At 56.0% G+C, this 209-nt stretch carries 1 pseudogene; it reads right to left on the bottom strand.

Annotated elements, in window-relative coordinates:
• A pseudogene (locus AF337_RS44260) lies at positions 1 to 209 on the bottom strand (ribonuclease); the annotation flags it as partial.

The following is a 209-nucleotide window of genomic DNA, read 5'->3' as shown; positions in this document are numbered from 1 at the left end:
TGTAACGGCCACAGCGACGACCAGCAGAAGCAGCGGCCATCGCATGAGAAGGGCCATGTGCTCCTTGAATTGATCAAGCCAGAGATAGGAGAGGACAACAGGCATGACCCCGACGAGCGCCACCATGACAATTGTCAAAAGCATTGCGCACAAGGTGAAGCAAAGGCCGATCAGGTTCAACCGGACAAGCCCCCGCTTCTCCTCTTCCT

The organism is Rhizobium ecuadorense, from assembly GCF_001187535.1.
In the GTDB taxonomy this organism is placed as follows: Bacteria; Pseudomonadota; Alphaproteobacteria; order Rhizobiales; family Rhizobiaceae; genus Rhizobium; species Rhizobium ecuadorense.
This window is presented reverse-complemented; position numbering and strand designations above follow the sequence as displayed.